A 24,031-nucleotide genomic window follows, 5' to 3' on the forward strand; every position below is an offset into this window, starting at 1 on the left:
AAAGCACTGCGGATACCGCTACCAGATCAAATCATCCGGCACCTTGAACTGCGCGTAGTACGCATCGTCGTCGGATGTCGCGGCGGCTGGCTCGTCGTTCGTGTTCTGGCCGTGATCGAGCACGATCAGTGCGGCGTCGCGCTCGCGCACCTTGTCGGCGGCCATGCGCGGCAGCAACTCGAAGCGATCACCCACGCGCACGATGACCAGTGCACCGCTGGAGAGCCGCTTCCGCAGATCGTCGTTCACCAGGATGGTGCGAATCGCACCATCCACGCTGAAGCGGTACTCGCTTTCACCCGAGCGCGGCACCTTCTTGTCCTCGATGATCTGGCGTGCCTGGGCGCGCAGTTCGGCGGTGCGGGCCTGCGCCTTGCGCTCCGCCTCAAGGGCGCGGTCGCGCTCGACTTTCTCGGCCCGCGCCCGTTCCGCTTCGAGCTGGATCTCGCTGGGTGTGGCCGACGCCTTGGCATGCCGGGCCTTGTTCTGCTCGCGCGCCACCTCGGCCACCTTGGACTTCTTGACCAGGCCCGCCTTGAGCAACTGTTCCTGCAGGGGATTTCCCTTTGCCATGTCGCTATTTCGTGCTGGGGATAGACGGGTCATGATACCCGCCGTTTCCGCCGTCTGCGCGCCCCTGGCCGATCATGAATCCCCTGAAGTATCTCGCCGGCTATCCCCCGCAGCTCCAGGCCCGCGTCAGCGAACTGATCGCCCAGGGCCGGCTGGGCGCCATGCTCGCCGAAAAGTACGGGCAATCTCACGCCGTACGCAGTGACAGCCAGCTGTATGACTACGTGCAGGCGCTCAAAGACCAGTACCTGAGAAAGTCCGTGCCATTGGGCAAGGTGCTCTACGACGCCAGGCTGCAGGTGCTCAAGCATGCGCTGGGCACCCACACGAGCATTTCCCGCGTGCAGGGCAACCGACTCAAGGCCAGTCGCGAGATCCGCATCGCCACCGTCTTCCGCGATGCGCCCGCCGATTTCCTCAGGATGATCGTCGTGCATGAGCTGGCGCACTTGAAGGAGGTCGAGCACAACAAGGCGTTCTACCAGCTGTGCACGCATATCGAACCCGACTATCACCAGCTGGAATTTGACGCGCGGCTATACCTGACGCATTGCGAGATGGTGCGGCGGTAGGCGGGCACAGTGGATCAGCCACAGCAGGTGCAGGCAACAGGCTACTGACGATTGGCACATGAGTGCGCGACACCGTCTGCCTAGCCTGTTTGCACATTCAGGGAAGGTTGCATGGACACCATCAAACGCAACGCAAGAACCGCCGCACTGCTCTACCTGCTGCTCGTACTGGTGGCGCCCATCCGGCTTGTCTACGTGCCCAGCCAGCTCTTCGTGAGCGGCGACATGGCGACGACTGCCGCGAACATCATGGCGCACCCCGGTCTTTTCCGGCTCGGCATTCTCACTGATCTGTTCTGCGCGACGCTCGAGGTCTTCCTGACGCTCGCGCTCTTCCGGCTGTTCAAGGATGTCGATCGTCGATCCGCCGTGCTGATGGCCGTGCTTGGCCTCATGCCCGTGCCGCTGTACTTCGTCAACGTGTTCAACGATGTCGCGGTGGCGCACCTGCTCCTGGGGGCATCGCCTGCTGGCTTCACGGCCGAACAGGTCATGTCGTTGGTGCGTCTTGCCATGACGCTGCACGACGCCGGCATCAATATGCTGCAGATCTTCTGGGGCGCCTGGCTGTTCCCGTTGGCGGCCCTCGCCGCGAAATCGCGCCTGGTGCCGCGTTTCGCCGCCGGCTGGCTGTTCGTCAATGGCGTCGCCTACCTGGCGCTGAGCGTCACGGGGCTGGTGGCGCCCTCCTGGAACGGCACCGTCTCGCTCGCGGCCGTTCCGGCGCAGCTGGGCGAAGTGGTGTTCGTTGTCTGCCTGCTGTGGTGCGGCATCCGTGGACACCGCGCGACGTCGGCGCCTGCTGCCGGAGCGGTAGCATGACGGCCGCGCAGACAACAAAGGATGCAGGGGCGTCGACACCCTCCCGCTGGTTCGTGGCTGCGCCGGTGATCGGGTTCGTGGTCTCCGTCGCCCACCTGGCGTGGGAGGCCTCGCACGGCGGCATCAAGAGCCATCACCTGCTCAATGATGCCAACCTCCCCGCCATATCCAACAGCTGGGGCCTGCTCGCCCTTCCATTGCTTGGTGCGGTGGCGAGCTACGTGCTCCGGCGCCGGTCTTCGACGAACCCGCAGGCGCCGCGGCAGGCATTGGCCCCGTTCTGCGGTGCGCTGGCCGTCGGGCTGGCGTTATCGATCGCGTTCCAGCTTGACTGGAGCGAGGTCACCAGCGGGCTGTTCCTCGCGCTCCTTCTGAGCGGCACGGTGCTGCGCACCTACCGCGCGGAGTATGGCTTCGGGTTCGTCCTGGGCATGACTTTCGTGTTCGGGTCGGTTTTGCCGACGTTGGTTGCCGGGGTTGCGGGAGGTCTTTCCGCCGTGGCGCACTTCGCGGTGTACCCGGGCGTCGCGGCGGCGTACCGAAGGCTGCGCGCCGTCTCGGCTTGAGTGGCTCGCGCCGGTATCCGCTATCGGATAGCGGCGCGAAGCCGGGAACGGATTACGGTGCTTGCTTGCGCCGGCCGCTCCACGATTTGCTGACGATCATCCATTTGCCGTCGATCTTCGACAGCGCCAGGTAGTCCAGCCCTTCCCAGGCGGGATAGTCCAGCTTCACCTTGACCACCGCGGCGTTCTCGGTCACGTCCACGATTTCGTAGCTGCGTTTGCGCTGGGCTTCGTCATCCGCGGGCTTGCCGGGAAAACCTTTCGCCCATTCCTCTCCGGTTTGTACGACCACCTGGCCTTTGGAAGTGGAGTAGCCCAGTACGACGCCGTCTTTCCGGAGAACTTCAAAAGCCAGGTTGGCATCACCCGTTTCGAAGGCGCGCATCATCGTTTGCATGGCGCGATCGACGGCGGCGCGTTCGCTGCTCTGGGCCGTGGCAAAGGCGGGAAGGAGAAGGGCAGCTGCGAAAGCGATCGATCGGATAGCGTGTTTCATTGTGGTCTCACCGTGTTGGGGGATTTGGGCCGGCCCTGGCCGGCGCTGTGCAGCGTTGGAGCGATCAGGCCGTCTTCGGATCGCGACGGGGCGGTTGGGCGGTGCGCCCGGCAAGCAGCTCGACGACGGCCTGGGCCACCTGCGTGGCGGAGGCGTAGTTCTGGCCCGTCACCACGCGGCCGTCGACTTCCACGTACGGCTGCTGGCCGTCCACCGCATGGAAGAAGCCGCCGCGTGCTTCGACTGTCTTGCGCATCAGGAAAGGCAGCTGCTTGAAGTAGGGCGCGTCCTGCTTCTCGTGTTCTTCCGGATAACCGGTGATGCGCCTGCCGGCGACCAGGGCCTGTCCACTGGCGAGCGTGAGGTGCACGATTCCCGCGGTGCCATGGCACACGGCGGAAATCACGCCGCCGTTGCGCTCGTACACATGCATGGCGATTTTCTGCAGAACCGGATGCTCCGGCACGCCGTACATGGCGTTGCTGCCGCCCACGTAGTAGACGGCCCGGTACCGGGCGGGGTCGACCTGCGCGGGCGTCGCGGTATTGCGCAGCCCGTTCATGATGCGATCGTCCTTGAGACGGGGTTCCATTTCCTTGCCGACATAGGTGTCGAGGATCGGCACTTCACCGCCGTCGGGCGAGACGAAGTCCACCGGATACCCGGCGGCCTGGAACGTATCCCAGGCATTCACCACCTCGCCGAAGCTGATGCTGGCCGGGATCGTCGAGCGGCCGTGCACCTTGCTGCTGGCGAGGATGAACAGGATGCGCCCCGGATTTTCAGGGGCAGTCGGGTCCGTCTTGTCGTTGCCTGGGGCCGCGTGAACGCTGGGCACGGCTCCCAGCCAGGCAGACAGCAGCAGGGCCAGGAAGGAACGGATGATGCGGGATACAGGCATGGGCACTGGCTCGTGGGAAGGAGCCAGCACACTATCCGATCTCTTTCAAATCAATATCTTGCGATACGATTCCGGACTACTGGAATCGATTTCAGGAGTCGACCTGCGCCGCGCGGAACGCTGCCGGCGTGGCCCCTTCGAGCTTTTTGAAGGTGCTGTGGAAGGTCGACATCGACTGAAAACCCGCCTCCGCCGCCACGACCTCCAGCGGCTTCGGCGGCAGCTGCCGCAGCAGCGTCTTCGCCTCCACCACACGCAGCTGCGCCAGGTACTGCTTGAAGGAGGTCTGGTTGTTGTCGTTCAGCAGCTGCGACAGCCGGGCCTGGGGCATGCCCAGCCGGCGGGCGAGCCGGGGCAGGGTCAGCCCGTGATCCAGATGCAGGCGCTCGCGCGCCATCAACTCCGCCAGGGCCTGCAACTGCGTCGCCGCCTCCGGCTCCGGAATCCGGCGATCCTGGTACGGCTCGATCGGCGCCAGGCCTGACCGCAACCGCAGATACACCACCACGCTCGCCGCCAGGACGAAGGTGAACGACAGCGCGCCGACGATGTACGAGGTGTAGCCGGAGGTGAAGTACGCCAGCCAGATCACCCACACGCCGGCCACGGCCCCGAGCAACAACACACGCGCCGGCGTCCCCCGGATCCGCGCGCGATGGATGTACACCTGCGCAGTGGCCAGCAACAGGTAGCCCAGCCAGCTGTAGAGAATCCCCGGCACGATCACCTGCTTCCAGAGATCGACATGGTCGCCATACGGCCACAGCAGGTTCACCACCGTCGCGATGACCAAGAGGCCCGCGATATGCCACCCGTCCGCCCGACCCGGCCTGGCCGCATCGCCCTGGCTCGATCGCACCAGAAAGAACAGGCACGGCCCGATCAGAAAACAGGCGGTGAGGCCCACCTGCAGCACGATCCGCGGAATACCCGGCCAGAAATAGAAGACCACCGACTTCCCCGTCCGCAGGCCAACCGCCAGGACCAGCAACGCCAGCCACCGCTGCGTCGCCTCACCGTTCGCCCGCCACCAGAGAAACGACGCCAGGCCAATGCCGTTGAAGGCGCCGAGCATGGCGAAGAAGAAGAGGAAGTGTTGGGTGAGCATGGGGTGCTGCGTCGAAAAAGCGGATTCTCGCTGAGTTGTGGGTGGGCGGGGAGAGGCGGGGATGGAGGAGCGATGTCTGCTTCGGCTAGATGCGCGCTCCGGGGGCGCTGCGCTCTGCGCGCCGAACATTTGCGCCGGCGTTCCCCGGATGATCGCATGCACATTGCGAACGCGGGTTCGTGTCTCGTCTTGATTTCCGGACAGATTCCCAGTCTATTGCTTGCTGATTGCCGGTCGAATGCGCCAGGCGCAAGGGCCTCTGCTACCACTTCCTTATCGCGACCTCATGAGCGACATCCAACTATTCCACCTCTCTGCCGGCCGCGCCACTGAACTGCCTTCCTCATCCGCCGCTCTCGAGCGACAGTTGCAGGCGTTGATCGAAGGCCAGATGGACGCCTTTCTCGGTGTGCGTTTCCTCGCATCGGAGTACACCACCGGCAAGACCCACCGCGGTCGTATCGACACCTTGGGCCTGGATGAGAACGGGTGCCCGGTCATCGTTGAGTACAAGCGGCACAGCAACGAAAACGTCATCAACCAAGGGCTTTTCTACCTCGACTGGCTGCTGGATCACAAAGCGGAGTTCCTATGGCTGGTGATGGAGAAACTCGGCAAGGACGTGGCCGACAGCGTGGAATGGGCGGGCACCCGACTGCTCTGCATCGCGGCCGACTTCACCCGCTATGACCAGCACGCAGTGCAGCAGATACCGCGCAACATCGAGTTGATCCGCTACAAGCAGTTCGGCGACGACCTGCTGCTGTTGGAGCTGGTAAACGCGCAGAGTGTGCAGGAGGTCGGCGGTCCGGCCTGGTCGCCGGCGTCAGTCGACGGGGTACACCCGGTGGCGCATGGCACCCCCAAAGCCATCGGCAAGGACAAAAGTCTGCAGGAGCAACTGGAAAGCGCAACGGAAAGCACCCGCCAGCTTTATGCCGACCTTCGCTCGTTCGCCCTGGCTTTGGGCGACGATGTCACCGAGAAGCCGCTGAAGCTCTATACCGCCTTTCGCAAGCTCCGCAACTTCACCACGGTTGTCGTTCAGGCCAACCGGTTACTGGTTTACGTGAAGCTCGATCCGGCCACCATCACGATGGAAAAAGACTTCAGTCGCGACGTCAGCGCCATCGGTCATTGGGGAACGGGAGATGTGGAGCTGTGGATTCACGCGCCGCCAGACCTCGAACGCGCGAAGCCGCTTATCGAGCGGGCGTATCGGGAAGGATGAGTTCGCACGGCATGTGAACGCGCGCCGGTCACCGCATCGCGCAATTCACGCAGGCCCATTGTTCCGCGGACGTCAGCGTCCCTTGCTCTGTGGGTACCACAACTCAACTCGCCCGGAGGCTCCCGGATCTATCGCCGCTTCGCTCGCGCCGGGGCGGTACACTTTTGCAATATACGGTGGGTGATGCTGTCCGACAAAGCGCAGAATGCGGGGGAGGGTGGCGACAAAGGCTTGCGCAAGTTCGGCGTAACGTGCGTGTCCGATCACCACCAGCAGGGCGACGTCATGTTCCACCACGGCAGCCAGTTCATTGGGCTTGTAGCGAATGTTTCGATCATGAGTGATGGCTATCCATCCTCGCGATCCGATCTCGCGTAGCCAGGCAGGGTCTGGGCAGTCGGGCGCGAAGTGTTCGGCATGGCGCTCCACCACGAGGCCTGCCGACTTTAGAATTTCCGGAAACTGCTTGCCGAGGTCGCGGTCGGTGAAAAATACCGGAGCCGCGTCCGGGGCATCAGGCCGCACGCTCATAGAGGGCCGCTACTTCGATATCCTCGATGCTCAGATCGTAGTCCGCCGCGATCTCGGCTTCGCTCTCGCCTGCATCCAAACGGTCGACAATTGCGGCGGTCGTGATGCCGCCGCGCGCCAATACAGGCCTGCCGAAAGCCACATCCGCTGCAATTGCTACCGATCGATCGGTTCCGCTCGATGTGAACGGATAGAGGCGAACCGGAAACTGCCACTCGTCCCATTCCACACGCGCAAGGTGCTCATTGAACATACGGCGCATGGCAAGCTGCCCCGAGGCGGAAAGGTCGATCAGCTCACCGTAACGTTCGAGCAGTAACCTGCCCGCGTCCGTACGCAACTCCTTGCTCAGCAGCAGTCGATCAATGCGCTGGGCACTCTGGGCGTAACCGATTGCCGTACGAAGCGCATCCATCGAGACACCGTGGTCAGTGCGCAGAGAGCGCAACACATGGGTTTCGATCAGATTCCAGAACGACAACACGGGGGAGAGGCCTTCGCGGGTCGAATCAGGGGATCCGAACGGACTGTGACGGATGCCTTCTGATAAGGGCGTCCAGCCACCCATGAGCGCAGTGTTGCCGGCGCAACCTTCAGGTAACGGGCGGCCTCGGCAACGGTGTACGCCGGCTGATCCCGGACGTCAATTCTGGTCATGCTGAAAGCAGGCTCCGACAGCGCGGTTTTCAGAGTGCATTGTACTCGGTCCGGCGAGCGCTGAGCGCGCCCTGGCAAGCAGGCCTAACGAATCGCCATTCATCGGGGTGGCGTCCTATTCGCAATTCGCGAATCTCGAATGCGATGCGCCGTCTCTGGCCTTGTTCACGTCGCTTTGCAGGGGGAACAACACCCCAGCCTGGACGAACTCACAACGGCGGTAGCGATGGCGCCATGCCAGGACCGCCTAATGGAGCCACTGCGGATTCGGCAGAGGACGCCGGCGGAGACTCTCACGCGATTCTCGAATCTACGGCCTGTCACGGGAATCCTGGAGGAGCATCCGGCTCCAGCCTGGATCGCGCGATCGAAACCCGCCATGCGCCCCATACCGCCCCGCCCGGATTTTCCGTCACCATACGGATTGACGCCGTCGCGTCGCGTTCGCAGAATCACGTCGCTGCCGCCAAATCGGCAGCCCGGGATTGGCCTCCTGGTATTAGTCTAGGCGCACGAAAGCGCCCATCCGACGATGACGGCGCTTTTTTCACGCCCAGTCGTCGGCTGGGCGCCCTATTGCCCCCAGTTTTATGGCGGGCGGCGCATGGCAGCAGCAATGCTGGCCGGTTCTAGACTACCGGTAGGCCAACCAGGCGTCGTCCGTCACCGTTTCGGGTCCGGTGACGGGTTTTTCCCCACTCGTCGAGGACACGCAATGTCTCTCCGCATGGAACGCCCGTTCGCCACCGGCGAACGTTTGCCGTCGAGTCGTACCCGCTGCCTGCATCCGGCCACGAGCCGGTGCAGGCGGTTGCCCAGTCTCTTCACTTTGCCGCTGCCGCGCACGCCGAACTGGCGCTACACCTTGCGGTGCGTGATGCTCGTGTTCCGGCGGAGGGCATTCGCATGACGCCCTGTCGCAACGACACTCCCGCACACGAAGCGCCCGAATACAGCATCCACGATGTGCTGGTGTCGCCGCATGCCGTTGACCCAGCCGACTTCCCACGCCTGCTCGGCGGCGCCCGGCACGTCTGCGACCGCGGGCTGGCCGGCTTGCGGACGCTGGCGAAGATGCTCCGCGCGATCACCAGTGGCGATGAGGCGCCCGATGCCGACCTCGTCCACGATGCCGGCATGCTGGTGGCGGATCTCGCCGACTACATCGACGCGATGATCATCCTGCAAAGCCATGCGGAACATGCGTGGGAGAAACAGGGATGTAGCAGGACGAACAGGCTGGAAGCATAGGCTTTCGAACTTCGTCGTACGATGGGCGGCTGGGAGATCGGCAAGACCCGGCCGTGCGGTCACCTGCGGCGACCGCACGCTACATCAACCGTAGCGTGTGGTCGCGAATGCGACCGCACGATGGAGCGGTTCCACAATCCGCACCACCCAATCGCGCGATCCAGCCCCCTTGATCTTGCGAACGCCACAGGAAACACCGTCGACCGCACCGGAGCGGTCGCTCACCCGAACCTGCGTTGTGGACTTTTCCGGAGAGCCCCCCAGCGTCGTTGACGGTGAGACGGTGTTTCCGGTGACGCTTGCCATGAAAACCACCGACAACCCACACCCTGCCGACCGCGCCACCCGCGGAACGCGGTCGGGCATGGCTGTGCTGACGAGCACGGGTGCAGAGGGTGTGGGTTGTCGGTCTTACTAACCGAGGTTGCCAGCTACCGGCAGTAGGAGTAGTGCGTCAGCGCTTACGAGATGCGAAGCACTTCGCACGGGTCATAGCATGCGTGTGGAGGGGTGAACGTGCGTCGAGATGGTGGAGCAGAGACGACCGGCATCAAACCTTGGCTTTAGGAAAGAATCGGAACGATTAGACGACCTTCCAACAAACTAGGGCCCTTGGCATATCCTGATTTTTGCGCAACCTACGCGTCGCCTGTAACACGACAGGCTGCTTGCGCCGGTAAATCATCTGGTGGGGGGCGGGGCTGCTGTGTCAGCAGCCAGGCTCAAGTGTGTTCCTTGTTCAAACCGCTGATACTCGCGGTATTCACCTACTGCCATATTGAATGTGGTTGCAATTTGTACGAAATCGTCTAGTTCTGGGCTAACGATGTTGGTTTCGCGCAAGAGGTTTGTAACTGCGCGCTTTAACTCGTTTGCCTCATCCCAGCTACTCTGCGGTATGTCGTTCTCTATGCCTTCAAGTAAAAGGACTACATCTACATCGTAGTGTTCCTCAGCACCGATATCCCCTTCCGGCACAATTGAGATCAACATTTCCACAACAGAGGGGGCGGCGCTCATTGCGGTCTGTAGGCGCTTCTCGGCTGGCTTTAGGCGTTTGTTGAACTCACCCGGAAACGCACTTCGAAGGTAACGGCCAATAATCCAACGAACGACAAGCTCAAGGTCCTGGTCGAAGAACGAAAGTGGCATGGGTGCTACTTTCGCTAGAGCGGCGCGATCCACAAAATGACGGTCCACAATGCGTATTGAGAGGTGCACGACCTGGTCGCCGTCATTGGCATCGACATGTAGCTGCCTTGGGTGGCGACAATTGATAAATTGACCGTCGAGCCGCTCAACAACCTCGGCAAGCAGCAATTCAATTTTTGGTTCTGTGGCAAGCTTTCCGCACCTGATGTCGCAGGACTGCGACACAACTATTCCTATGCGATTTTCGCAGGCCTCTGAAGGCAGGCCGATTGTTACTAAATCAGTAGCAGAGATGGTGCTTCCTTGAAGCCACCCTGCGGTGACAATGGCCCCTACTATTTCGGCTTCACCCTCAGTCGTCGTCACTCCTGAACTCCACCGAGCGCGTCAAATGTGGATTACGTTTTGTCTTCGTACCACGCTTACTGCTGAGTCGTCTCGCCCTTTCGGCCGACGCCGCAAATCTCGGTGTAGGATCGCTCCATGCGGCGAGAAGCGCGGAAATGTCTGTGGAGTTGTCTAACAGCCAATCCTTTGCAGTCCGACCGTGGATACGAGCTTGTAGATCCAACTTGGATATAAGTCGACCAAACTTGTTGCGCCACCCACGTGCAAATGTCGCCAGGCGGGCAATTTGGAGGGCGTTGCCATCACGTATTGAGCTTGGGGAGTTTTCCTCATCAAGCCAAAGGTATACTGTCTGCCTTTCGACCCCTAGTAGCTCTGCCTGCCAAGTAATAGGGATGTCGAATGTCTGACGAATAACTTTCAGGTCATCGTTAGGAGCGGACGCGCTTGCGCGCGCGCGCGGTAGGGTGGTGCCGGAAAAAAGCCATACATGATTTATGCCTCCGGCAGCGTCTTTCACAAAAAGGGACGTGCCATTGGGAGCAAGTAGGTCGCCACGCGAACCTACGTGCGAGGGCGCTTTTCTGACTTCCGCTGACCGAGGAGCCGAAAGCGATGTTGAGTCCATTAAGTCTGGCGCAGCAAGCATGGTTCACGCTCCCAAGATGGTTGGATCCCCCCAAACTTTGCGCGCATGTTGTGTAATAAGCGTTCGAAACAGCTGGTCCGCATCTCTGTGAAGTTCATCAAAAACGCCAATAACCTTGTCCACATCTAGCAGCATTCTTACATCGCAGAACCTGTCCGTATCCAGTACGGAAATCGGTCGGCCAGCAACAGCTAGTTGGCTAATCTCATCGCGCAACCCGACTGGTAGTGGCTCCAGATCAGGCGGGACTACTGGAGTTCCAGCACCTGAGGCAAAGCGCACGTTTGCTGTTCCCGAGCCCATAGTAAAGCGACAAATGCTTATGCCCTGTTCGGCGTGTCCGCGAGCAGTGGGGGGGCGATGGCGTAGCCCCTCGGACACATACATTTCTGGCTCTTCATCATCGCCAGTGGCAAATGCGTCAACGTAACGCAACCCAACCCGAGTGCAGTTAAGTTTGCCTCCTTCTGACAGCCCTGCTACCGCATGTTCTAACGCAGAGAGTACTTTTCGTAGCGTCCCTGCGAACGGTGCGTAAGTCGTGTAGGACGTAGACATGAACAGCAAGCCACCATCACCAATCACAACTCCTTCACTACCATCTTCACTGAAGAAGGCAGACCGCTCGACTTCAAACACTACCTGCGCAGCGCCAAGTGAGTGCTTCTTTTGGAGGCTTTCCTGTCGATAGCCAGGCAGAAATGGACGTACGGCATCCTGGAACGCCGGAAGAGCCTTTGGAAGATTAAGCAGTTGGTCGTAGAGCAGCCCAGCGACCGCAAATACCAAGGGGGGTTGGACCACTGCCCTGTGCTCATGGTGGTTGCCGTTAATGGTTGCGACAAGAACTTTACATCTTAATTGACACCTTGGAAATGCCGGAAGTTCCTCCCTGAATAAGGAAGGCACGGCGCTCTATATTTGCCCCTGGCAAGTTCTGGTTTGGTCGCTCCAGTTGTCGTACTAACCCATTTAAATCAATGACATGCGACTCAGTGCGGGCGCGAGAAACCGGTTCCGATCTCGCTGGAACTTGCCCGGAGGGAGGCCGCATTGCTCACCGCGAGGCGAATTGATTATCAATAGTTATAAACACGTTATCAACAAGGTTATCAACAACCCGGCGTGGCCTCGGTCACCGACCGGCTCAATATATTGGGGTGAGTCAGCCAGGACTCCCACTGCACCTTGTGTATTCGACGGCGCGTCGTCAGCGTTTGCCTAGATCGTGCTCATGACGATGTTCGATTGGAGCGGCGGTCCTATCCACGACGGACGGTGCCGATCTGCCGATTAGTGTTTCTCGCAAAACGTTATGGCGACCTGATGCACATGGCTTCATCGGTAGCGGACGCCGAACGGAAGAAGTTCGGTGCGCGTCGGGCGGCCCAGTCCTGCCGGTGGGCGTACTTCTCCTCGGGGCTGCGGCATTCTCACAGCCGCGACATGCGGCCCAGCTCATGCTCAAAGGTGAAGGTGGTGCCGAATCACTTCTGAGTTAGCCATGTAAGTGTTGCCGTTCCGGCAAACCACAGCCCAGCAGCAATCGCCGGGGACGCCAGAAGCGTTTTCCATCTACGCACGCCCACGGCTCGGCAAAGCGCGCGTATCACGCCGCCCCCAATCACTAGCGCAACTGCGTATAGAAGGACAGCAGCTACGGCAGTGACGACGTTGAAATTCTTGTAGTCGGAAAGGCCGGGATGGGTGAGTGATTCCCAAATCCAGGGAACCACCTTGATGGGAGCAATCAGGAGCCAGTAGTAGAACGAGGCGATCGCTTTGTACGGCTGGTCAAATGTGTGCCATTTAGGAAGATTTTCCCAGGTCCAGGCGACGCCCGCTACAGCGCAAAACACTACCGCCGTGACGAGATTGGATGGGCCTCCGCTTTGGCCGTGCGAATGCTCGTCGTGCTGGCTGTAGGCTTCCCTTATTCGACGGGCTTGTTCCTGCTCCTCCTCGTCCCGTGCTATCCGCAGCCTTCGACGGCGATCGTCTTCCTCGTACGACATAGCGGCTCCTATGAGTGGCAACACGGAGGGGCTTGGGCCGTTGGCGAGTCAGGCATTCGCCAAGCGACGACGGAGCTTGCCTTGCGGCAACTGAAGAAGCTTGGATAGCTTGGTGTGTTGCGCGGACCGCGGGCGCGTCTTTCCAGATTCCCAGTTGTAGATCGACTGAATGCTGACGTCCATCAGTGATGCTAGATCCTGCGCTGAAATCTCCAGGGAGCGGCGGATCGTACGCAAGTCAGTGGCGTCAGTCCCAACACCATCGCCGGGAATCTTCTTTCGATCTGCATGTTTCCGCGCCTTCGAAATCCCCGTGCCGCGCTCAATTCGATCGATACGGCCCTTGACCGCTGCAACGTCCTTCGCGTGGGCAGCTACCAGCTTGCGGATCTCGTCTAGTTTTGGACCGACTTCTCGGCGGAGTACGCGGGTGAATTCCTCAGCGAGCAACGATTCGATGGAACCCATGGTGCTTAACTTGGCAGTGGTTGAGCACCAAAGTGTACACTGTAGCAATGTAGATGCCGAGCGGTATGCGCCGGCACCTGTTCATACATCGGTTGCTCAAGGGCTCGGTCGAGGTCCCGAGTAATCGACTACCGTCATGGGGAAAATCATGTATCAGGTCCAGTTGATCTGCACGGGCGTTCCCGAGTCATCAGGGGCAGAGGCGGCTGTCGATATCACCGAGGAATTTTCGCAGCATCGCCAGTGGCATCGGAACGTCCTATGCACATGGGATGGAAGACATCTTCGCCTTCAGGCTGACAACGACTTCGACCCTGATGGTTTGGCACTGATGGATGAGTTCTCCGACTGCATAGCGGCGTATATTGAGCCGTTCACTGGAAGCCTCCGGGTCGAGTCCCTCTCGACGATTCCGGTTGTTTGATCGCATGAGACTTCCCGAAGAAATTGTTCCAGTGCTGAACGAGACGCTGCGACATTGCGCGCCCGGTACACCCCTGGAAATATGGCGCGGCGACGATCACCACCAATGGATCAGCAACTTCGCGGCACTGGCTGATCAACTCGAGCTGAGCGAATTGATTGAGGATGATCTGCCGCGTGGTTTCGGCTTGGTCTGCCATGCGTTGGGCTGGGAGGCGGCTTGCCAATGCGAAGGCTGGCACGCCTTTTCGAACAAGGCAGACAGCTTGGACAGAATCTACGCGGCGCTGGAGGAAGTCGGTCTGGCTGACGAAGCGAGCGCGCTCAAACGCGCCGCTGCGGTGTGGTTCGAAACCGGCGGCGATCTTGACGCGACCGCCGCCGCCTATAGCGCCGCCTCGATACCGCACATGTGCGACCTAGACCGAATGGAGCACATGGTGTGCTATTTCGTGGACCACGCGGACCGGTTGTTCTACCGGCGGTAGTCCGGGCGCCTCAGCGAATCATGGAGCGAAGTAGCTCGTACTGCTCGCACCACGCATGAGGCGGCGAAATTGCCATGTCGACCAGGCGCGTCTCATCCGGCAGCGCTTCGTCGAGGATTGCCTCAACGATTCCGGGGGCGAGCGTCGTCAGGTTGATCATGCGGGCGATGTAGCTGGGGTCGCCGCCGGTCTGTCGCGCGATCTCCGACATGGATGCGACTTCGCCGCGTTCGATCATCCCTAGCCACCGATGCCCCCGCGCCAGCGCCAGCTGCAGCGGCGTGGCGGTTCGTGGCTCGGCCCTCGGGTCCATATGTTCCGTACGCGGTAGCCGGCGCCCGCTGCGACGCACCAGCCGAATGGGTATGGAAATGCTGCCGCCGCCGTCGGTGCTCGGCGCGGCCGACGGCGGACCTTCCACTACGAGCTGCGGCTTCACGCTGCCTCCGCGTGCGAAGGCGCCGGAACGTCGGCCAGCTCGGCCAGCCCTAGCGGGTGAAAGTCGATGTCCAGCCGATCGGGGTACACGACGACTTTCCGCACCAGCAGGCGAAGAAGGCGCTGCCGCTCGCCGGGGAAGAGGCTTTCCCACACGGTGCCGACTTGTGTCATGGCAACGGTTACCTGCGCCTCGTCCAGCGCCGGCTTCACGCTCGTGGCGGCGGCCACAACGTCGGCGACAAGGCCCGGCGTCTGGAGCACGACAAGTGCCTGGGCCTCGACCAGCTTCTCGATATCGCCGGCGGGTAGGCGGACAAGCTCGGCCGCGTTGGCGCCCCAATGAATGGCCCGGGTGCTGACGTAGTACCGGTACTGCCGGCCGTTGGGCTTTCGCGTGTGCCAAGGTGTCAGCGCTGAGCCGTCCGGCGCCCAGAGTAGGCCCTTAAGGGCAAACGCCACTTTCGCCCGCGATTCGTTGCCCCGCGTGCGGCTCGGGACAGCCAGAGCCGAGCGTCCCTGCTCCCATATCTCGGTCGAGATGATCGGCTCATGCGCGCCGGTGATCCATTGATCCCGGTGGCGCAATTCGCCGAGGTACGTTCGGTTCGTCAGTATTGCGTAGATGTAGCTCTTGCCGATCGCGCGAACCGGGCGAGCGCGTCCATTCTTGCTGGTCCAGGCTTTGGTGGTCACGCCGGCGGTCTTGAGCTCGTTGATCAAGCCGACGGCGGAGCGCAATTCCACGAAGCGTTGAAAAATTCGCCGGACCCACGGCGCTTCGGTGGGGTTGGGAACGAGCCGCCGGTCGACCACGTCATAACCCAAGGGCGGGATGCCGTGCATCCACAGTCCCTTGCGCTTGCTGGCGGCGAACTTGTCCCGGATTCGCTCGGCGGCAATCTCGCGCTCGAACTGGGCGAACGAAAGCAGCACGTTCAGCATGAGGCGCCCCATGCTGTCCGTGGTGTTGAACTGCTGTGTGACGGACACGAAGGCGACTGGTGCCGATCGAACACGTCGATCAATAGCGAGAAACCACTAATCGTACGGGTGAGCCGATCGGTCTTGCAGACAACGACCAAGTCATTGGGTCTTCGTCGAAGAGCTTTGCTGGCGTTGACTTCACATCAACGCCATCGTGTGGCACTCCGAATTGCCCCATCGAAGATGCTGTCGCAATCGCGCTACACTTTCGGAAGAAACTCTGCTGGACGACAAACGCTCCAGAGAGGCGAGCCTCGAAGATTCTCCGCGTGCACCACACGGCGGGGAACTCGGCATCCGATTGGTGGGCCCACCAGGATTCGAACCTGGAACCAAAGGATTATGAGTCCTCTGCTCTAACCGTTGAGCTATAGGCCCGGCATGGACGATGGCGTGTCCCGCGGTGCGCGGGCTGGGCCAGGGGAAGGTGTCCAGTCGGGGGATTGTAGCAGCGCGTAGCCGGGGATTGGCAGAGGAGGGCGACGGCGCGTGACCGGCAAACCCGCCGCACTTCCCCTTGGCGCCAGCCTTGGTGAGAATTTCCCCCTGCCGAAGGCCTGAGTACTGCGCATGCAACCGGAAATCTGGCGCCTGGGGGAGGCTGTTGCTGACCTGGGTACCCAACGCATCGATCGGGGTGGCCAGTCGCACCGGTTGACGCCGCGTGCGGCGGCGGTGCTGCGGGCGTTGATCGAAGCGGGTGACCGGCCGTTGTCGCGTGATGCGGCGCTCAATCAGATCTGGGGCAATGTCGCCACGGGCGATGAGGTGGTGGGCAAGGCCATCAACGAGTTGCGGCAGGCGCTGGGTGATACGGATCCGGCGCAGCGACGTTACATCGAGACGATTCCGAAGCTCGGTTACCGGCTGATCTGCACCTGTGCGCCGGCGGAGCGAACGGAAGTGACCGATCTGGACGTCGCGACGGCCGTGCCGGAGGAAGCGCGTGTCGATCGTGCGACGGCGCCGGTGGAGGACGCCGATGCGGACGTCGCGACTGCGCCGGAACGCGTTACCGTGCTGACGTCCGGCAGGCGGCCCTGGCGGCTTGCCGTTCTGACGGGATGCAGTGCACTGGTCGCGGTTGCCGGCTGGCTGATGTGGCCGGTCGCCGGACGCAGCGTGTACGACGCACCGGCCTTGGCGCATGCACTCACTGGTTCCATCCACACCCTGGCGCCGGCCGGAACGTACGTCGGCTATGGCGAAGTACTGCCGGATGGCCGTCGTGCGTTGTTCTCCACCGTGATCGATGGTCACGTGCGCGTGGTGTCGCAGGGGCTGGACGGCAGCGCCAGTACGCGCATCGGCGCGCTGCCCGGTGGCCAGGATTTCAGCATCGCGGTGGCGCACGACGGCCGCACCGTCGCGTACCAGCATTTCGACGACAACGGTGCGTGCCGGATCCGTCTGCATCGCCTGCCCGAGGGCACGGAGCGTGAGCTGGGCAGCTGCAGCACGCGGTTTGCCGAATGGATGACGTTCTCGCCGGATGGCGAATACCTGGTGACACCGCGGATGCGGCCGGGTGACGCGGCGATGAGCCTGCACCGGATTCGCCTCTCGGATGGCCAGGTTGAACCGTTGGATTATCCGCGCGACGCCGCGGTGAGCGACGTGCAGGCGCACTACTCGCCGGACGGGCGATACCTGGCGATCCGACGCGGACCGCAGCCGCACAGTGGCTTGTGGTTACTGGATATCGCCGCAGGAAGACTGCGCGAATTGGTGCCCGACTACCTGGGGCTGGATGGCTTCACCTGGCTGCCGGACAGCCGTGGGCTGGTGATCGGCATCCATCGTGGTGCCGGATCGGGTCTGTGGCGCGTGGATGCGGGCACCGGCCAGCGTGACTACCTGGGGCTGCCCGGTGCAACCGATCCGATCCTGGCGCGTGAGCGCGAAGCGCTGCTTTTCTGCCGCGGAAAACGGCGATTTGGCCTGGCGCAGCTCACGCTCGACGGCACGGCGGAGCCGTCGCCCACGGAACCGCTGCGGCGGGAAACGGGGAGCGAGTGGTTTCCACGGCGATCGTTCCAGGGGGATCAGCTGGCGTACCTGGCTGATCCGGATGGCCGGATAGCCGTCTATGTGGCCAAGGAGGCCCAGGCCGTCCGCCTGCCGGATATCGACGGCTTCGTGCCGCAGGCCACGCCCGCTTTCAGTGGCGACGGCAAGCGGCTGATCGTGCCGGTGCGCAACCAGGCGGGTGACACGGCGCTGTTCGAGGCGGACCTGGCGAATGCGGCCTGGAGCCGGCTGGGCGCGACGTCCCGACGCATCGAGCAGGTGTATCTGTCGGCTGACGACAAATGGATCTACTACGTGAGCGCCGACAACGCGGCGCGGGCGTTGTGGCGCCGCTCCCGCGAAACCGGCGTGGAGCAATCGTTGGCCTCTCCGGTGGAGCGGGGTCCGATTAGTGGTGACGCGAAGGGCGGTATTTTCTATATCGATACAAAGCAACAAGCGCTGGTGCGCCGATCGCCGGAAGGCGCGGTAGAGAAGTGGGTCGACGACATGGGCTACTGGACAGCCTACGGCTGGACACCGGCCGACGATGGCATCTATGCCGTGCTGGAGCCCGCCGGCGCGCACTTCGGCGTGTACTTCGTTGCGGCGGCAGGCGCCGCGCCCGTGCTGGTCGAACCGATGGACGGCATCACGACACTGGGTATGGCGATGCGCGATGGGTCAAGGACGCTGGATCTGGTGCGTCCGCCGCGCGCGGTGCACGATCTGGTGTGGGTGGATCTGCGTACCGCGGCGAAACCGCCATCGCCCTGATGCTGGCGCGGTAGAGAGAAGGAAGTGGGAAGGATCCGCACAGGGGGTGACGGACCCTTCCCGACGTCGCGTTAGGCGGTGATCCAGGGGATAGATCGAGCGCCGCCTGCGGTCGCGAACGTCGAACAATTTTATCGCAGCGATCCTGGCGCTGTTATGGCATTTTCGACCGTCCGCCCGCGGATTGTCGGTAAACGATCTTTACAGCAGGGGCCGGTTTGGATGTGAATTCCCCGTGGATGGTGCGGGGAGTGCGCGTTGGTCGGCTCGTTTCCACCGGTACTCCAGCGAATTCCTACACTCGGCCTGAACCTTGTGGGGAAGGAGGTCGGGTATGCGAGTCCGTTATTTCGGCAGGAAGGGCTGGACCACTGCTTTCATCGCGGCGGTGGCGTGCGCGGCAGGGCCTGCTGCCGCGCAGGAGGAAAAACTGGAAACGATTGTCGTGACCGGCTCGCGTATCAGTTATCGCGACCTGCTGGAAACGCCGGCTGTTTCCATAACCCGTCCCGGCGATTATCTCCTGCTGTCGCTGACACTCGTCAGCGACACGCGCAACAAGGAGAGCCGGGAAAATGAAATCCACGAGACGATCCGGAAAATGCAGGCCAGCGCCGGAAAATCGTTCCAGCTGGTTTACGGCGACACGTTTCTGTCGACCATTGATTCGAAGAATTATCAGATTCCGCTCGATGATGACGACAAGCGGCCGGACGTGAGCAAGGTGACGATCTTTGTCCGTACGGCTATTGGCGGCAAACCGGAGAAGGCGGAAGAACTCACCCGCGAGTTGCGCGATTTCGTGGGCAAGGCCGAGCGGATGGGACGTACCGAGATCGATGTGGCATCCGAGACCGCCTTGAGCCTGACGCGCCCCGAACGCTTCCGCTACGAGCTGGTCACCGCCATTGCGGAGGACACGGCACGGATCCGTGGCCAGCTGGGGGCTGGTTGCGAAGTGTCGATCGAAGGGCTGAGCAGCCGCATCGAATGGCAGCGGGTGTCGGCGTCGGAGCTGATGCTGTACATCCCCTACACCATGGCCATTGAGCACTGCGGCACCGGCAAGCCCGGTTGAGTGTCACGTGCCGCGGTGGACGCGTTGACGCGAACCGTCAACGCGTCGATGCCGTCACGCCTTCTTCAGGAAGCAGGTCTTCAGAACCAGACCTTTAACCTTCTCGGCGTTGCATTCGATCTCTTCCTCATCGTCGGTCAGGCGGATGTTCTTGATGAGGGTTCCGCGCTTGAGCGTAACGGACGTGCCCTTGACCTTGAGGTCCTTGATGACGGTGACGCTGTCACCGTCGGCGAGCGGATTGCCGTTACTGTCGCGAACGTTCTGGGTCATTGCGGTACTTCCAGTCAGTGAGTGGTGTCAGGAACTGCACGACAGCATGGAGCAGCCGGCGCGGCTTTTGGCCCATTCCGGGCGCTTCTGCGCAAAGGCATCGCGGCCGGGCTGATCGTCGTAGGGGTGGCGCATCACGTCCATCAGGTCGTGGATACCGGCGTAGTCGCCGGACTCGGCGCGATCGATGGCCTGCTGGGCGAGGTAATTTCGCAGTACATAGCGCGGGTTGGCGCGGTTCATCCATTGCCGGCGCTGGGCTGGATCGACGCCATCGCGCCGCAGGCGCGCGGCGTAGCGATCAAGCCACGCCTGGAAGGGGCTGCCGCTGCGGCCTGTTTGTCGGCATCGTAAAAGGCGTCCGCCACGGACCCGAGCGACGGTGCCTGCGTGTCGATATCAGCCAGGCCCCGGAAGAACAGTGTCATGTCGACTTCGGCGGCAACCATCAGGCCGTACAGGTCGCCCATCAGCGTCGCGTCGTCGTCTTCGCAGTCGCGCAGGCCCAGCTTGGCGGCGACAATGCTGCGCTCGGTGCTGGCGTAGGCCTGCATGAAGCGTTCAAGACCGGCTTCCAGCGGGGTGGTATCCGGGAACGCCGAGGCCACGGCGCCGGCCAGCCGGGTCAGGTTCCAATAGGCTACTTGTGGCTGATGTGCAAAACGATACCGGCGACCGTGCCGGTCGGTCGTGTTGGGAGTCCAGTCCGGATCGAAATTGTCGACCCAGCCATAGGGGCCGTAATCGATGGTGAGGCCCAGGATGGACATGTTGTCGGTGTTCATCACGCCATGGACGAAGCCCACGCGCATCCAGTGCGCCACCGTGCGCGCGGTGCGTTCGCACACCTGGGCGAACCATTCGGCGCGAAGGGCGGGTGTATCACCGGACAGCTCGGGAAATTCGCGCCGGATGGTGTAGTCGACCAGGCGCGCCACCAGTGCAGTATCACCGCGCGACGCCGGAAGCTCGAAGTTGCCAAAGCGCAGGAACGACGGCGCCACGCGGCAGACGACAGCGCCCGGTTCGTCGCGCGGATGCCCGTCGTAGAACATGTCGCGTTCGACGGCCTCGCCGGTCGACACCAGCGCGAGCGCGCGCGTGGTCGGAACACCCAGGTGGTGCATGGCCTCGCTGCAGAGAAACTCGCGGATCGACGAGCGCAATACGGCGCGGCCATCGGCCGTGCGTGCGTACGGTGTGGGGCCGGCGCCTTTGAGCTGGATTTCCCAGCGCTTGCCGGCCCGGTTGATCACTTCGCCCAGCGTGATGGCGCGGCCGTCGCCGAGCTGGCCGGCCCAGTTGCCGAACTGGTGGCCGCCGTAGTTCGCCGCGTAGGGCTCCATGCCCGGCAGCAGGCGATTGCCACCCATCACCTGGGCGAACAGCGGCGACTGGATGGCTGCTGCGTCGAGGTCAAGCACCTGCGCCATTTCGGGTGAAATGGCGATCACTGACGGTGCCGCGACCAGGGTGGGGTTCACGCGTGAGTAAAGTGCGCCGACGACCTGGCGGCGGAAGTTTCCGGATTCCGGATCACCGGGCAGTTCCCGCACGAAGCTGTTGTCGAAACGCCAATCCATTGCCGTGATCCGCCGCTGCCAGACCGCCATTCTACTGCGCGGCTGGCAGCGGCTGCGCGGAGGTCTATTCCGGCTCTTCGATGGTGTAGTTGCGCTCGGAAAGGGCGGCGAGGTATCCGTCGCTCTTGAGCAGCATGTCCATGGGCAGCACGGCCAGGGTGGAGGCATTCCTGGCAAGCGCGGCGTCCGCCGCTGCGAGAAATTCCTTCTTGATGCGCGCAGGCAGCTCGTCCAGCCCCAGTCGTTGCGACACGCTCGTATCGAGCGCGGCCTTGAGGCAGGCCGCTTCGTTGTCGGCGAAAGTCAGCTGGCGCAGCTGCGCGACATCGCCCACGGCCCAGGCGTTGGCGCGTTCGCGCATGGCGTCGAGGTCAGTGTCCAGGCGGTTGAGGGTCTTGGCGAAACAGTCCGCATCGTCGAGCGGCGAGCGGGCGAATTCCTTGATGGTCTTGCGGGGCTCCTCGATCGGGATCTCGATCTTGGCCACCGTCACGGGCACCTTGTGCTCGCGGGCGAGTTTCTCGACGACCGGCCACACCACGCCTTTCTCGGAGAGCCCGCGTTTCTCGATGGCAGCTTCGTACAGCTCCTGCGCTGCGAAGAGCGGGCGCCAGCGTTCGGTCTTGTCACTCTTGCCCAGGTACTGGGCTTTCAGACGCGTCCAGTGGGCATAGGTGTCGGCCGGAAGGATGTCGGCGAGCGTGGCGTCGTCGGGGTTCTTGCGCGCGCTCATGGCGGCTGGCAGCAAGGTCAACCCGCGCAGGAAGCCGATATTGCTGCCGACCTCCACGCGGGGCAGGCGCAGCACTTCCTGCGATTGCGCGATCACGGCCTCGACATCCTTGGACCGCCACGACATCTTCTTCGGCAGGGGCGACTGCACGCCAAGTATCCAGAGCACGTGGTCACCCTTGGATACACGCCACATGCCCGGGCCGGGTTGTTCGCCGCTGACCAGCACCTGGTCGAGCACGACGGTTGCCGATTCGGTGGCCGGTGGCAGTGGCTGTTGGGCGTTCGTCGGCATGTGCGCCAGGGCGGCAAGGGCAAATGCGAGGCAGCTGGCGAGGTGTCGCGGCATGACGGGTTCCCTGGGAAAGAATCTACGCAGCCGGACGCGGCTGCGGCGCGAGACGATAACCGGTGAGGCGGCCCGATGGCTGGATGAAGCGTAAATGCCGTTCGTCGGCGGCGGCACGGGTGCGTCAACGGTCCGCGGAGGCGCCCGTTACGGCCGGTACCAGCCTTCAGGAGACCGTCATGCGTGGGATCTGCCTTGTACTGCTGTTGCTAGCCAGTGCCGTCGGTCATGCGCAGACGTGCACCTTCCCGGAGGCGACGGGCCGCTTCGCGGCGCTGCTGCAGTCCGAGGGACTGGAAGGCGGCGCGCTGCTGGTGGGTGACCGTCAGGGAATTGTGTACGAAAACTATTTGGGTACCTATACACCGGCGACCTGGGTGCCGGTCGCCTCGGCGACGAAGCTGCTGTCGGCCGTACGCCTGGTGCAGCTGGCGGACCAGGGGGCCCTTGGGCTTGATGTGCCGGTTTCCAGCTACTTGCCGGCTTTCAGTGGCGAGAAGGGCACGATGACGGTGCGACAGATGTTCAGTCACACTGCAGGCTACGGGGATGACTTGCTGGCCCCGGTGGTGAACAACGATTCGATCACGCTGGCGCAGGCGGTGGAGCAGATTGCCTGCTGCCGCCCGCTCAATGCCGGATACACCGTGGGCGGGCAGTTCTCCTACGGGGGTGTCTCGATGCACGTGGCCGGTCGCGTGGCGGAGGTGCGCGGCGGTGGCGACTGGCAGGCGCGCTGGATTTCCGAACTGGGCGAGCCGCTGGGGATCAGCAGCATCGACTGGCAGGGGTTGGGACCAACGCTCAACTACCGCATTGCCGGCGGTGCGCGCAGCACTCTGCGTGACTACGGGCGTGTGCTGCATCTGCTGGCCAATGACGGGCGCAGCAACAATCGCCGCCTGCTCAGCCTGGGTGGCGTCCGGCAGTTTCGACAAGATAACGTCGGCAACCTGCCCGTCGCGTATGCGCCGCCCAATGCGGTACCGCCGGTACGCTATGGATTAGGTAGCTGGATGATCGGCGAGCGGCCGCCGGGTGAAGCGCCGCTCATCCACAGCCTCGGCATGTTCGGTTTCATGCCCTGGGTCGACCTGGAAAAGCATCGCTTCGGCGTGTTCATGATTCGCGGCGACGCCGGCGTCAATGACCGGGCCTGGCCGGTCTACCAGCAGATGCTCACTGACATTGGCACGGCGTTCGACCAGGGCTGCAGCCCGGTGGAATGGTTTGACGAGATCTTCGGCGCCGGCGAGTTCGAGTGACGCGCGGTACTGCGGCCCCGGACAGCAAGACGCCCCGCGTGGGCGGGGCGTCTTCCGGTTGCGACGGGAAAAGGTCGGGCGCCCGGGTCTGAAACACCCCGAACGCCCGTACTCCCGTAACTTTGCCGATGATCGGCGGGTCGGAGTTCCTGGCGCGGATGGCGCCGCGAACCCGACAGGCGGTGCGACTGTATTCGTCACAATGATAAACAAATGTGACGATATTTTCTGCCCAAAAATGCCGGGAGTCGAAAATCATCGCGCACCGGTTTTTTCCAATTGGCGGCC

Annotated in this window: 24 protein-coding genes, 1 tRNA gene and 2 pseudogenes; 10 read left to right on the top strand and 17 right to left on the bottom strand. The window is 62.6% G+C overall.

Features of this window, described 5'->3' with window-relative positions; genetic code table 11:
- Window positions 1–18 precede the first annotated feature (18 nt).
- A complete protein-coding gene (locus tag N4264_RS04545) occupies window positions 19–573 on the bottom strand; it encodes a DUF2058 domain-containing protein (protein WP_261695890.1) in 555 nt (184 codons plus the stop codon).
- Window positions 574–647: 74 nt separating this feature from the next.
- On the opposite strand from N4264_RS04545, the gene N4264_RS04550 reads away from it, so the two are divergent.
- The 3 genes from N4264_RS04550 (at window position 648) to N4264_RS04560 (ending at window position 2,533) form a co-directional block, all read left to right on the top strand.
- Complete coding sequence (locus N4264_RS04550) at window positions 648–1,145, top strand: M48 metallopeptidase family protein (protein ID WP_261695891.1); 498 nt, start codon at window positions 648–650, stop codon at window positions 1,143–1,145.
- A 111-nt stretch (window positions 1,146–1,256) separates the two neighbouring features.
- On the top strand, window positions 1,257–1,967 hold the full coding sequence (locus tag N4264_RS04555) for a DUF4386 domain-containing protein (protein ID WP_261695892.1): 711 nt from the start codon (window positions 1,257–1,259) through the stop codon (window positions 1,965–1,967).
- Window positions 1,964–2,533: a hypothetical protein gene (locus tag N4264_RS04560; protein WP_261695893.1), complete on the top strand. Its 570-nt coding sequence runs from the start codon at window positions 1,964–1,966 to the stop codon at window positions 2,531–2,533. Before N4264_RS04555 ends, N4264_RS04560 begins: the two co-directional genes overlap by 4 nt.
- A gap of 52 nt (window positions 2,534–2,585) precedes the next feature.
- On the opposite strand, the gene N4264_RS04565 is transcribed toward N4264_RS04560, so the two are convergent.
- The 3 genes from N4264_RS04565 to N4264_RS04575 form a co-directional block, all read right to left on the bottom strand.
- Window positions 2,586–3,029: a nuclear transport factor 2 family protein gene (locus N4264_RS04565; protein WP_261695894.1), complete on the bottom strand. Its 444-nt coding sequence runs from the start codon at window positions 3,027–3,029 to the stop codon at window positions 2,586–2,588.
- Window positions 3,030–3,093: 64 nt separating this feature from the next.
- Window positions 3,094–3,930, bottom strand: a complete 837-nt coding sequence (locus N4264_RS04570; RefSeq protein ID WP_261695895.1) for a type 1 glutamine amidotransferase domain-containing protein — start codon at window positions 3,928–3,930, stop codon at window positions 3,094–3,096.
- 91 nt (window positions 3,931–4,021) lie between these two features.
- Window positions 4,022–5,200 carry a helix-turn-helix domain-containing protein gene (locus N4264_RS04575; protein ID WP_261695896.1) on the bottom strand — a complete coding sequence of 393 codons (1,179 nt, stop codon included), beginning with the start codon at window positions 5,198–5,200 and terminating at the stop codon, window positions 4,022–4,024.
- A 124-nt stretch (window positions 5,201–5,324) separates the two neighbouring features.
- On the opposite strand from N4264_RS04575, the gene N4264_RS04580 reads away from it, so the two are divergent.
- On the top strand, window positions 5,325–6,269 hold the full coding sequence (locus N4264_RS04580) for a DUF5655 domain-containing protein (protein ID WP_261695897.1): 945 nt from the start codon (window positions 5,325–5,327) through the stop codon (window positions 6,267–6,269).
- Window positions 6,270–6,341: 72 nt separating this feature from the next.
- On the opposite strand, the gene N4264_RS04585 is transcribed toward N4264_RS04580, so the two are convergent.
- The 3 genes from N4264_RS04585 to N4264_RS25770 are packed head-to-tail and all read right to left on the bottom strand — an operon-like array spanning window position 6,342 to window position 7,457.
- Window positions 6,342–6,800 carry a PIN-like domain-containing protein gene (locus N4264_RS04585; protein WP_261695898.1) on the bottom strand — a complete coding sequence of 153 codons (459 nt, stop codon included), beginning with the start codon at window positions 6,798–6,800 and terminating at the stop codon, window positions 6,342–6,344.
- A complete protein-coding gene (locus N4264_RS04590; protein ID WP_425508332.1) occupies window positions 6,784–7,215 on the bottom strand; it encodes a DUF433 domain-containing protein in 432 nt (143 codons plus the stop codon). The genes N4264_RS04585 and N4264_RS04590 overlap by 17 nt, the downstream gene beginning before the upstream one ends.
- 47 nt (window positions 7,216–7,262) lie before the next feature.
- Window positions 7,263–7,457, bottom strand: coding sequence for a helix-turn-helix domain-containing protein (locus N4264_RS25770; protein ID WP_425508309.1), 195 nt, complete (start codon window positions 7,455–7,457; stop codon window positions 7,263–7,265).
- Window positions 7,458–8,258: 801 nt separating this feature from the next.
- Between N4264_RS25770 and N4264_RS04595 the strand changes: the two genes are divergently transcribed.
- A complete protein-coding gene (locus N4264_RS04595; protein ID WP_261695900.1) occupies window positions 8,259–8,708 on the top strand; it encodes a hypothetical protein in 450 nt (149 codons plus the stop codon).
- A gap of 681 nt (window positions 8,709–9,389) precedes the next feature.
- On the opposite strand, the gene N4264_RS04600 is transcribed toward N4264_RS04595, so the two are convergent.
- From N4264_RS04600 to N4264_RS04615, 4 genes are all read right to left on the bottom strand, one after another.
- Window positions 9,390–10,226: a hypothetical protein gene (locus N4264_RS04600; RefSeq protein WP_261695901.1), complete on the bottom strand. Its 837-nt coding sequence runs from the start codon at window positions 10,224–10,226 to the stop codon at window positions 9,390–9,392.
- A 634-nt stretch (window positions 10,227–10,860) separates the two neighbouring features.
- On the bottom strand, window positions 10,861–11,661 hold the full coding sequence (locus tag N4264_RS04605; RefSeq protein WP_261695902.1) for a TIGR04255 family protein: 801 nt from the start codon (window positions 11,659–11,661) through the stop codon (window positions 10,861–10,863).
- 683 nt (window positions 11,662–12,344) lie between these two features.
- Window positions 12,345–12,872: a hypothetical protein gene (locus tag N4264_RS04610; protein ID WP_261695903.1), complete on the bottom strand. Its 528-nt coding sequence runs from the start codon at window positions 12,870–12,872 to the stop codon at window positions 12,345–12,347.
- 48 nt (window positions 12,873–12,920) lie between these two features.
- Window positions 12,921–13,340 (bottom strand): helix-turn-helix domain-containing protein, encoded by a 420-nt coding sequence (locus tag N4264_RS04615; RefSeq protein ID WP_261695904.1) that lies wholly within the window; start codon window positions 13,338–13,340, stop codon window positions 12,921–12,923.
- Window positions 13,341–13,488: 148 nt separating this feature from the next.
- Between N4264_RS04615 and N4264_RS04620 the strand changes: the two genes are divergently transcribed.
- Both N4264_RS04620 and N4264_RS04625 read left to right on the top strand, forming a co-directional pair.
- On the top strand, window positions 13,489–13,764 hold the full coding sequence (locus tag N4264_RS04620; protein ID WP_261695905.1) for a hypothetical protein: 276 nt from the start codon (window positions 13,489–13,491) through the stop codon (window positions 13,762–13,764).
- Between the two features lie 4 nt (window positions 13,765–13,768).
- Window positions 13,769–14,251: a hypothetical protein gene (locus N4264_RS04625; protein WP_261695906.1), complete on the top strand. Its 483-nt coding sequence runs from the start codon at window positions 13,769–13,771 to the stop codon at window positions 14,249–14,251.
- A gap of 10 nt (window positions 14,252–14,261) precedes the next feature.
- Here N4264_RS04625 and N4264_RS04630 read toward each other — a convergent pair whose 3' ends face one another.
- From N4264_RS04630 to N4264_RS04640, 3 genes are all read right to left on the bottom strand, one after another.
- Window positions 14,262–14,690, bottom strand: a complete 429-nt coding sequence (locus N4264_RS04630; RefSeq protein WP_261695907.1) for a LacI family transcriptional regulator — start codon at window positions 14,688–14,690, stop codon at window positions 14,262–14,264.
- A complete protein-coding gene (locus tag N4264_RS04635; protein ID WP_261697575.1) occupies window positions 14,687–15,718 on the bottom strand; it encodes a recombinase family protein in 1,032 nt (343 codons plus the stop codon). Before N4264_RS04635 ends, N4264_RS04630 begins: the two co-directional genes overlap by 4 nt.
- Before the next feature lie 260 nt (window positions 15,719–15,978).
- Window positions 15,979–16,054 (bottom strand) — tRNA-Ile (locus N4264_RS04640).
- Window positions 16,055–16,246: 192 nt separating this feature from the next.
- On the opposite strand from N4264_RS04640, the gene N4264_RS04645 reads away from it, so the two are divergent.
- Together N4264_RS04645 and N4264_RS04650 are read left to right on the top strand one after the other, a co-directional pair.
- Window positions 16,247–18,463, top strand: a complete 2,217-nt coding sequence (locus tag N4264_RS04645; protein WP_261695908.1) for a winged helix-turn-helix domain-containing protein — start codon at window positions 16,247–16,249, stop codon at window positions 18,461–18,463.
- Window positions 18,464–18,797: 334 nt separating this feature from the next.
- The gene (locus N4264_RS04650; RefSeq protein WP_261695909.1) at window positions 18,798–19,541 is read left to right on the top strand and encodes a hypothetical protein; all 744 of its coding nucleotides are present in this window, start codon (window positions 18,798–18,800) and stop codon (window positions 19,539–19,541) included.
- A 54-nt stretch (window positions 19,542–19,595) separates the two neighbouring features.
- Here N4264_RS04650 and N4264_RS04655 read toward each other — a convergent pair.
- From N4264_RS04655 to N4264_RS04665, 3 genes and pseudogenes are all read right to left on the bottom strand, one after another.
- Window positions 19,596–19,811, bottom strand: a pseudogene (locus N4264_RS04655) (alkylphosphonate utilization protein); the annotation flags it as partial.
- 30 nt (window positions 19,812–19,841) lie between these two features.
- Window positions 19,842–21,397, bottom strand: a pseudogene (locus tag N4264_RS04660) (protein adenylyltransferase SelO).
- A gap of 64 nt (window positions 21,398–21,461) precedes the next feature.
- Window positions 21,462–22,478 (bottom strand): TraB/GumN family protein, encoded by a 1,017-nt coding sequence (locus N4264_RS04665; RefSeq protein WP_261695910.1) that lies wholly within the window; start codon window positions 22,476–22,478, stop codon window positions 21,462–21,464.
- A 179-nt stretch (window positions 22,479–22,657) separates the two neighbouring features.
- Here N4264_RS04665 and N4264_RS04670 point away from each other — a divergent pair, with 179 nt between their 5' ends.
- Window positions 22,658–23,743: a serine hydrolase domain-containing protein gene (locus N4264_RS04670; RefSeq protein WP_261695911.1), complete on the top strand. Its 1,086-nt coding sequence runs from the start codon at window positions 22,658–22,660 to the stop codon at window positions 23,741–23,743.
- Window positions 23,744–24,031: the final 288 nt, after the last annotated feature.

Source organism: Tahibacter amnicola, assembly GCF_025398735.1.
GTDB classification, from domain to species: Bacteria; Pseudomonadota; Gammaproteobacteria; order Xanthomonadales; family Rhodanobacteraceae; genus Tahibacter; species Tahibacter amnicola.